Source organism: Microbacterium sp. SCN 69-37 (genome assembly GCF_001724435.1).
GTDB classification, from domain to species: Bacteria; Actinomycetota; Actinomycetes; order Actinomycetales; family Microbacteriaceae; genus Microbacterium; species Microbacterium laevaniformans.
Map to the genome: position 1 here is coordinate 1 of NZ_MEEL01000008.1, position 9360 is coordinate 9360.

General features: G+C 63.8%; 10 protein-coding genes. 6 read left to right on the top strand and 4 right to left on the bottom strand.

All coding sequences use genetic code 11. The features are described from left to right. Positions 1-149: 149 nt before the first annotated feature. Positions 150-764 (bottom strand): type IV toxin-antitoxin system AbiEi family antitoxin domain-containing protein, encoded by a 615-nt coding sequence (locus ABS64_RS00965; protein WP_036285967.1) that lies wholly within the window; start codon positions 762-764, stop codon positions 150-152. Positions 765-814: 50 nt separating this feature from the next. Then, positions 815-1342 carry a hypothetical protein gene (locus tag ABS64_RS00970; protein WP_197017258.1) on the bottom strand — a complete coding sequence of 176 codons (528 nt, stop codon included), beginning with the start codon at positions 1340-1342 and terminating at the stop codon, positions 815-817. Between the two features lie 587 nt (positions 1343-1929). Here ABS64_RS00970 and ABS64_RS00975 point away from each other — a divergent pair. Genes ABS64_RS00975 through ABS64_RS00995 form a run of 5 tightly spaced genes read left to right on the top strand, consistent with a single transcriptional unit; the run spans position 1930 to position 6697 of the window. Beyond that, positions 1930-2322 carry a hypothetical protein gene (locus tag ABS64_RS00975; RefSeq protein ID WP_292680157.1) on the top strand — a complete coding sequence of 131 codons (393 nt, stop codon included), beginning with the start codon at positions 1930-1932 and terminating at the stop codon, positions 2320-2322. 21 nt (positions 2323-2343) lie between these two features. Then, complete coding sequence (locus tag ABS64_RS00980; protein WP_292680158.1) at positions 2344-2658, top strand: hypothetical protein; 315 nt, start codon at positions 2344-2346, stop codon at positions 2656-2658. Positions 2659-2661: 3 nt separating this feature from the next. Then, positions 2662-4644 carry a Mu transposase C-terminal domain-containing protein gene (locus ABS64_RS00985; protein WP_292680161.1) on the top strand — a complete coding sequence of 661 codons (1983 nt, stop codon included), beginning with the start codon at positions 2662-2664 and terminating at the stop codon, positions 4642-4644. Then, the gene (locus ABS64_RS00990; RefSeq protein WP_292680162.1) at positions 4641-5630 is read left to right on the top strand and encodes a TniB family NTP-binding protein; all 990 of its coding nucleotides are present in this window, start codon (positions 4641-4643) and stop codon (positions 5628-5630) included. Before ABS64_RS00985 ends, ABS64_RS00990 begins: the two co-directional genes overlap by 4 nt. Then, on the top strand, positions 5627-6697 hold the full coding sequence (locus tag ABS64_RS00995; RefSeq protein ID WP_292680164.1) for a hypothetical protein: 1071 nt from the start codon (positions 5627-5629) through the stop codon (positions 6695-6697). Before ABS64_RS00990 ends, ABS64_RS00995 begins: the two co-directional genes overlap by 4 nt. A gap of 2 nt (positions 6698-6699) precedes the next feature. On the opposite strand, the gene ABS64_RS01000 is transcribed toward ABS64_RS00995, so the two are convergent. Both ABS64_RS01000 and ABS64_RS01005 read right to left on the bottom strand, forming a co-directional pair. After that, on the bottom strand, positions 6700-7395 hold the full coding sequence (locus tag ABS64_RS01000; protein WP_292680166.1) for a nucleotidyltransferase domain-containing protein: 696 nt from the start codon (positions 7393-7395) through the stop codon (positions 6700-6702). Positions 7396-7479: 84 nt separating this feature from the next. Further along, positions 7480-8337, bottom strand: a complete 858-nt coding sequence (locus ABS64_RS01005; RefSeq protein WP_292680168.1) for a phosphotransferase — start codon at positions 8335-8337, stop codon at positions 7480-7482. Between the two features lie 71 nt (positions 8338-8408). Here ABS64_RS01005 and ABS64_RS01010 point away from each other — a divergent pair, with 71 nt between their 5' ends. Continuing rightward, positions 8409-8954 (top strand): hypothetical protein, encoded by a 546-nt coding sequence (locus ABS64_RS01010; protein ID WP_292680169.1) that lies wholly within the window; start codon positions 8409-8411, stop codon positions 8952-8954. Positions 8955-9360 lie beyond the last annotated feature (406 nt).

Sequence of the window (9360 nt, forward strand, 5' to 3'; positions counted from 1 at the left end):
TCGCCCGCGGCTACCGCAACCGCCACAACTACCGCCTCCGCATGCTCCTCGCCGCCGGCGGACTCACCCCATGACCCCCACCGAATGTCCGAAGAGCCCACTTACGTCGTCGCGGTTCGAGTGAACCCGCCTGGCCTCCGAAGCGCGGCCTAGCTTGGCACCGCTTCACTGAGTCCATCCATGAGCGCGGCCCCCGACGGCTCTCGGTATCGGCGGGCAAGCGGTTCGAGCATCTCCTTCAGGCGATTCGGACGCAGCAGAATCCCTCGTTGAATCGCCTGCGCGACGGCATCGGACACGAGTGATAGGTATTCCCGCGATTCGATGAGGTCCGCGATCGTCCGCTCGACGCTCATGGACGGCATACCGTCGACGAACACGATGTCTTCGGCTGCCAGTGATCGGACACGGATTCGAACCCCGTCGATCCTCGTGGTCCGTCGAGTGGCGGCGACGAACTCGGATGCTCCAGGGAGCCAGTCCCCGATCTCGTGCAGCGCCGCTGCCGACTTTCCCGATGCGATCACGGATGCCGTGCCGCCGAGAGCGAGCCAGTGGATCCTGATGGTGTCGACCTCAAGCATGCCCGTCGGTGCTCCGGCCATCCGGTAGACGCCTTGCGCGACACGCTCGAGGGCACCAGAGGCCGCGAGATTCGAGAGGGTCTTGCGAGAGACCCCGACTTCGGCCGCCTGCGCTGTCGTGACCATCCCCCAGCGCTCAGCGGCGATCGCGCCGAGCTTTGCAATGGTCGAACTGGCCATACGGCATTTGTACCCTGAATCGAGGACAAAAGCTGTACTGGATGCGAAGACTATGAGAAACTCGGGCGCTCGGCGAGAACAGCGGGGAGTGACGTCGTGTTCTCGACCCATTCGCCCGCCGTAGGCGAGATCCATTGCGCGAGGTCGAGGGCGAGTCCCAAATCGCGTCGGAGATCACGCTGATGGATGGGCTCATGATGGGCGGCGCGGTTCCTGACGAAGTTGAGCTGCTGCATCCGGAACGCGACGTCGCGTTGCCTGGTGCGGAGGTCGGGATGTCCGTGAGCGAACGCGGCGTGCGTCGAAGGCACCCAAAGCGAGGTCAGATAGCGCGATTCGACCAGGTACCGCCAGAACCCCAGCGAAAGCTCGGCGATGACGCGCCCATGAACTTCCGGCCGGCGTCCCCGGTGGGTCGCTCGATCTCGGGCATGCTGAATGTCCTTGCGTCCTTGCTGATCGACCGGCACGACATCAAGCCAAGACGGGTGGCCGTGCTTGCGGGTCGCCCAGCTGCGCAACTGCGTGTCGAGGGCGTTACGGGCGATCACTTCGACCATCGAGGTGAGCTCCATCACGCTCGCAGCTGCGCGCATGTTCCACTCGTAGAGAGCGAAGGCGGCTGCGGTGCCGCCATCTGTTGCTCGGGAGTACGAGCCCAGCCGCTCGGCAGTCACAAGCGGGAGGAGCGATTCATAGTCCTCAGCGCTCAGGGCGGCTCGTTCGGTTGACATTCAGGATCCTGATCGTATGCTTGTACACGAAGACCCCGGAACGATCACTGGCTCAGCCACATCGCCGGGGTTTCGTCTTGCCAGTACCCTAGTAGGCTCCCGACCCTGCGGGCGCTTCGCGTGACGACGTCATCGGGAGCCTACTCGGGTACTGGGGCGATCTCGTCCGCCGCGCGGGGCATCTTCGCAGCTCGAGGCAGATTGGAAGGTGCCGATGTTGTCGTGTTCGCTGTCCGATGACAGTGATTCTGTCGTCCGTGCCGTTGATCTTGTGTCTGCGCGGTTGATCCTGTCGTCCGTGCCATTGATTCTGTGTGCGGGTCTCGCGACACGCGGCTGTCACCGTCCGGCCTTTCAGATCGTGAGTCGTAATCTGGCGCCGTCAGGTTCGGATCCTCAAACTGAACATTTTGTGGGTGAGGGGAGCGGACGTGAGCGGGTCTCAGCAGGTGGCGCGGGCGGTGTCGATCCGTGCGGAGGTCGAGTGGGTCATCGGCGGAAAGCATGACCGCCGCGACGTGCTGGACGCAGCAGACGTTCCATTCGAGTCGGTGGACGTCGTGCGGACACCGTCGTCATGGAAGTACAAGCGCAACTATGAGGGCTACTACTGGGCGGCGACGACGGGTTCGCATGTGTGGTTCGAGTCGTTGTACGAGCGTGCGGCTCTGATGCGGCTGGATCGTGATCGTCGAGTGGTTGGCTTGGCTGCTCAGCCGATGTGGATCCACTGGTCGGGAGGTCTCGGAAAGCACGCGCCTGACTTCTTCGTCCGTTATCGCGGTGGCGGCGCTGCGATCGTCGACGTCAAGCCCGTTCGGTAGATCGATGAGAACGACGCTGAGGTGTTCAGTCGTACAGCCGAGTTGAGTGACCAGCTCGGCTGGGGCTACGTCGTCATCAGCGATATCTCCACGATCGAGCACCGGAACCTTCGCTTCCTCTCGGGATACCGCTTCGACCGGTGGATCTCAGCGACGGCGAACACCCGGTTGCGGGACCGCGCTGGGGAGTGTCGGACGCTGAGGGAGTGGGCCGCTCTGCTTGACGGCGTATGCGCGGAACCGTTGGGCGCGATCTACTCGGCCCTGTGGTGGGGGCTGCTCGAGGTGGACGAGGATTCTCCGCTCTCGTTGAGCGCGATGGCGGAGGCGGTATAGGTCATGCGCGCCGGGATCGGAACACAGCTGACGTGGGACGATCACGAGTTCGTTGTCATCGCTGTCGACTATCGGCATGCGCTCCTGCGCTCTCTCACAGAGGAGTTTGTCCGCGAGGTTGTCATCGAGGAACTGCTTCGTATGCCGGATGTCGTTTGGCGTGACGTGCGGCCGCCTTCCACCGAGCCGACGGACTTGCAGCTGATCGCTGGGTTGCCCGAGACCGAGCGGCGGAGCGTGGAACTGTGGGTTGAGCAGCTCGAGGTCGTGAAGCGCGCTGTCGATGCGGGCCGTGACTTGATTCCATTGCTGGCGGACGTGCGGGCGGCGTTGCGGCCGGATATCGAGGCGTCGACGGAGACGGTTCGCCGCAAGTTCCAGCGGTATCTCGCTGAAGGCGTCGTGGGGCTGGTGGACAAACGCCGATTCAACGGGCGGAAGCCGGTGATCGATGCGCGCATCGCGGGTGCGCTGAGTGATCTGGGGGCGGCGGGGGTGAAGCGGTCCTCGGGGACACGGACGCGCACGGTCGACAACGTGAAGTGGATGCTCGAGGAGGACTTCGGGGAGGGTGTCGAGTTGCCCAGCGATCGGACCTTGTATCGGTTGATCGCGGCGCACCCGACGGCTAGAAAGCTGAACGCGTCGGCGCGAGGAAGAGAAACCGCGGCGAACAAGCCCGGCAGGGCTTTTGGTCTTCACGGTTCGCTCCGACCGGGGGAGCACGTTCAGATCGACTCCACGATCATTGATGTGCCGTCGCGACTGCTGGACGGGCGCCTGAACCGCGCGGAGCTCACGATCATCCACGATGTCGCGACTCGCTCGATCCTTGCGGCGATGGTCCGCGCGATCGCGACCAACAGCGCCGACCTTGCGGGTGTTCTGGCTCGCGCGCTGACGCCGTACGACATGCGTCCTCCGGGGGCGCGCGAGCATCGCGAGCGGATGTCGGCGACGTGGGCGGGGCAGTTCATGATCACGCAGGAGCGTCTCGATGAGCACCGCCTCGCACAGCCGTATATCTTCCCGGAGACGATCACGACTGACAACGGGAAGATCTTCCGCTCCCGGTCGTTCCGCGAAGGCTGCGCGAGGTTGGGGATCTCACTGATCTTCGCCGCGAAGGAGACTCCGACGGACAAGCCGCACGTGGAGCGCACGTTCGAGTCGATGGTGACTCGTTTCGTGCAGTATCTCGAGGGGTTCACGGGTGGCAGCGTGGAGCGTCGCGGGCGTGATGAACCGACGGATGAGGTGCTCGCACTGGCCCAGCTGCAGGAGTTGCTCGAGGACTGGGTCGCCATCGAATGGCAGAACCGCACTCATGACGGGCTTGCCGACCCGCTCCTGCCCGGTCGGCACTTGACTCCGAACGAGATGTTCCGCGCCTACCGGCGGGTCGCTCCCGAGATCCATGTGCCCTTCGGTATCGACGACTTCATCGGTCTTCTCCCGGCCAAGACGTGCACGCTGCAGGACTACGGCATCAACTTCAAGCGCCGTGTCTACCGGTCTAAACGGCTGCCCGAGCTGAGGGCTGCCGGCGCACAGGGTGAAGGGGCGACCCGCCCGTGCCGCATCCGGTACGACCCCCACAATCCGCTCTACATCTGGATCGAACACGACGGTCAGTTCGTTCCCTTCCGCGCCGCTCCTGATCTGCTCGACGAGCCGATGGGTGGCGATATCTGGCAGCAGTCCCGCGCCGTCAATGTCGATGCCGATCGTGCGGTTCGGGAGGATGCCGCGCAGTTGGCCGATCGAATGAAGCGTGCCCAGTGGGTGCGGCCGGGAAAGAAGCACAACCGCAAGGTTCGCGCTGCACAGGTCGATCGTGACCCGATGCACTACACGAGCAACGCGCAGACGACAGCCCGCGAAGAACCCGTGAACGAGGCGATCGGTGACGAGGTCATTTGGGAACGCGGTAGCGGGTTCTCGCTGCTCGCTGACGACGACGGAGTGTGGGAGCGGCTGACATGACCCAGGCGATCAGTACGCGCGAGGGTTGGTCCGCGTTCGTCAGCGAGACGTTGGACAAGCCGCTCCCGATCACCCGCGCCGAACTGGAAGCTCTCTCGCCGGGCGACCGTGCGATGAATCGTGAAGCTCGCAAGCAGTTCATGATTCGCGGACCGGTCGTCAACACCGCTCAGTTCGCGGCGATAGAGAAGGAGATCCTGCGACGGCTGATGCTGAACCAGTACAAGTCGCACGGCAAGCTCGGCGTGATCGTGTCGGGGGAGCCGAACATCGGCAAGACCACCACGGTCTCGCACATCGCTCGACGGTTTGAGCGTCGCCGACGCGACATCGGACGGGCCAGCGGCGGCAACTCGATCCCGGTGATCTACGTGTCGGTGCCGCCATCCTGCACCCCGAAACTGATGCTCGGAGAGTTCGCCCACTTCCTCGGCCTCCCGGTGCGAGCGCACTACAACACGGGAGAGCTGATGAACACCGTCGCCAGCGTGATCGCCGCGTGCGGAACCGAGCTGATCATCGTCGACGAGATCCACAACATCAACCAGAAGTACAAGCAGATGGGCGAGGCATCCGACACGCTCAAGCAGCTGTCGGAGAAATGCCCTGGCACTTTCGTCTACGCCGGAGTCGACGTCGAAGCCAGCGGGCTACTCGACGGAACCCGCGGACGACAGATCAGCAGCCGGTTCGACATCCTGAACCTGCACAAGTTCGAGAACACGGGAAGGGGCAAAGCGGGATGGGCAGATCTGCTCGTCGCGGTTGAGAACTCCCTCGGACTCATCGACCAGCATCCCGAGGCGATTCTCCGCCACGCGAGCCATCTCCACGCCGCGACGGGCGGTGTGATCGGAGACCTGACCGGGATGGTGCACATGCTCGCAATGGAGGCCATCGACAACGGCACCGAACGCCTCGACCTGGACACCGTCTTCGGCACCGTCCCGGCCGCCGCCCCTGACAAGGTGCCCGTCGCGACATGAAGGTGCCGATGCCGGCGGCGAACGTGCGTGCGTTACCGCGGACCGTGCAGCCCCTCGCCGCCGAAACCATCACGGGATTCCTCGGCAGGCTCGCCACCGCGAACGCTCTCACACCCCGCGACCTTCGGCTCCACGTCACAGACCTCGCCGGAATGTCGCCTTCGCATCCCAACCTCGAGCGCGCTGCGGGGTGGGCGGAGCGTCTCGGCGGCCTCACGCCCGGGCATTTCGCGGGCGATGCCCGGAAGAACGCGATGTACGTGCGTTGCCAGCACTACGCCTGGCAGCCGACGCTCTGCAAACGTTGCGGGTACACCCAGGCGACGCGAACTGCCTGCCGTCGATGCGCGAAAGGTGAGCAGACGTCGGTGCGCAGCAGGGGAGGCGCAGTCTGCAACCGCCATCAGCGCTGGCACATTGACGGGGCCGACATCGATCTCACCCCGTTCCAGGAATACGCCCACGCCGAGCGTTGCCTATCCGGCACGCTCTGGAAGCGCGGCATCGGACTCACCACCGGCGAACTCCAACTGGCCGCTTCCCTCATACGGTGTTGGGCGGCGGACGAGCAACTCCAGGGGAGGATCGTCGATCGGATGGGGATGATCGGGATCGACTCGCTCGACGCGTGCAGCGTCTTTCTCGCGGCCTACCCCGAGATCGTGAGCCTGACGACGATCATCACCGACCTGTCCTTCGCGAGCCATCTTCTGAGCCCACGGTTCAGTCTCGCGGAGCAGGTCTGGGCTCTTGAAGCCGCGGTCGTCACCGTCATGAACGGCTGTACGAACCCACGGCTCCATCAGGTCGCCGAACGGATCGTGGCACGAGGGAAGACGGCTGTGGAGACCGCGTTCGGCATGCGCCAGAATGCGAACAATAGGCGCCCCGCAACGCTCGAGAAGGCACTTGTCGCATCGTCTCAGCGGCATCGGAGTTGCCTACTCCGTCACCTCAGCACAGTCCGAATCCAGATCCTCCCCTACGAGCCCGGAGTCGCAGCACCGAGGAACCGCGTCCTGGTGCGCCGACACCCTCTGCCCGACCTTGTCCTAGCCGAGGCTTAGTCTCAGCGGACGAACCCCGCGTGCACACGGCCTCCTGCACGCGTCAGCTCGATCTCGACACGATCTGCGAATGCAGAGAGATCACCTTGCACGAGTGGTGAGGTGAGACTCTCTGTGCGGCTGGGGCTCAGTTCCCGGAGACGTCGCGGGAGATACTTCCCCGTTCCGATCCAGCGTCGGTCGCTGAGCAACATGAGTTCCGCGATCTTCCGGAACAGATCCCAGGCGACGGCGCTCTGCTCCAAGTCGTCTGTTGCGTCACGGAGATCGTCTATCAGGTCGGTGATCGCGTACCGGCGCATCGCGAGTTCGTGCTCGCTGATCGACGGTCCGTCAATGAGTGTCGCGCCCCACTCGGCGCGGAGTCGATTGAGTGCCTCGCCGCCGCGCACTTCTTGGCCCTCCACCAGCATGTGCACGACGACGGGTCGGTACTGCGCGATCCCGCCGCGCGCCCACTCTGAGTAGGCCTCATGGGTGTACGCAAACACCTCGAAGACTTCGCCGGCGTACTCCCACGCGCCAGCCAGGCTGGACCTGGACTCGCCCTCATCGAAGATCTCATCCCCGATGACCAGCAGGTCGATGTCGCTTGTCGGGGTGCGAGTGCCTCGCCCTGTGCTGCCGCCGATCACCGCGATCTCCGCGGCCGGAAACCTCTCCTCAATGAAGCGTTCGGTCAGCTCGACGTAGTCCATGCACGCATCGTAAGCGAGCACGCGGTGCGTAGAGCCGAGAACCACTGTTGGACTTCTGGTGTCCGATGTTCCCCTCTTGCGCGACTAAACGAAGTGTTGGAGCGCTTCCCGGAGCATTCGTTGCCCTTGCTGCTCAAAGGGCTCGTCGCCGACCCGGTGAGCCCAGACGGCGGTGCCAACGGCTTCGCGGAGGAGGTCGATGCCCCATACTTCCGGATCTCGCGGGTCGTCGACGTAGCCAGACATGAATGCGATCTCGAGGCTCGGCATGGACCGCCACTGCTGGACAGCAAGACGACAGAGGTCCGTAGCTGCGGGGCGATAGTCGAACCGGCCGAAGTCAATCACGCGTACCTTCGTACCGTCGAACACCCAGTTGCGCGGTTGCCAATCGCCATGAGTTGGCACAACCAGAATCGGGTGCGGCGAGTACCCGTTCAAGATTTCCCGGGCGCGATCCTCGATGTCGTACGGGATGCGATGGTCTTGGCTCAGGCGTTGGAGTGCCTGATGCGTCACCCGAGCCTCGTACTCATCGTCAAGTCGAGCGGATTGGCTGTGGAACGCGCGTAACAACGCTCCGGCCTGTGCCTGGACCTCGGGCGAAAGCTCCGCCGGCGTTCCTTCAACCAGCTCACCCCGCACGAAGGTAGTGACGAGGATATTGCTGCCACGGGCAACTCCGACGAGTCGGGCGCACAGATCTCGTGACAGCAGTGGACCCGTTGCAGTTTCGTGCGCTGAAATTTCTCGCCCGATGTGATGGTTGCTGGGGCCGGCCGCCTTGACAACGAAGTGCTCCGTCCCGGCCATCACGCGAAGGACGCGTGTGTCAACCTGCCCCCACGACATGTCGGACACGAGATCGAGGTCGTCGCCAAGCATCGACACAACGAAGTCGCGCTGGCTTTTCGATAGCCCACTGGCGGCCCATTCCATCATGAGGCACAAGTGTATGCACTGTGTGCATGCTTCTTGCGGCCTCGAGGGCCTGCTTGCGTAACGTGGATCTCATGGATCACGACGAAATCGTCCGGCTCTACGGACCCTGGCGCCCGCACACAGTGGACGACGTCGTCGACATGTTCGCGGACTACAGCGGCAGATGGTGGATCGCTGGCGGCTGGGCGATCGAGGCTTACACAGGCGTAGAGCGTGACCACGGCGACATCGACATCGGGATTCCACGTGACGAGTTCCAGTTGCTCCGCGAGCACGTTCGTGCGCGGTTCGATGTCTGGGCCGCCGATCGTGGAACTCTTCGCCCCCTCGTGGCAGTGGAGGAACACCTGTCAGAGACCTGCAACAACCTATGGCTCCGCCAGAGCGGCGCCGACCCCTGGGAGTACGACGTCGTGCTGACGACCATCCACGACGGCGCCTGGAGCTATAGACGCGACAGCCGAGTCGGAATGTCTCTGGCTGACGCGCATTGGCAACGTGATGGGGTGAGGTACTTGCGACCCGAGATCCAACTCCTCTACAAAGCGCCGGGACTTCGATCTCAAGACCAGGAGGATTTCGGGCTCATCGCAATTGAGGGTGTAGTCGGGGTCTGAACCCGCCGGTCTCGAGCAGGGAGCGGGACAACGCGCAGCCGACGTGCTCAGCGCGTTCGCTGTCTCGACCGCTCACGATGGCACGATATCCAGGAGCTGGGATGCTCCCCAGCGCAAGGACGCGCGGATCATGACGACCTCGCCATGGACCTCTCCGATGTGTTCGAAGCAATTGGAGAAGCCGCGTGCCAGCAATCCCGAGGGGTCGCCAAGCGACGAAAGATAGCCATCCTGTTCGCCGACCCGACTTGGCTCACGACGTGGGGGTTGCCGGCGGCGGATCCGAGCCGGACTCACGGCGCTTCAGTGTCGACGGCGCTCGAAAACTGGACAGTAGCGGCGCTTGAAAAGTGAACACTCAACGATTGGAGAGTGATCACTTTGGAGGACTGGGCGTTGATCCGGA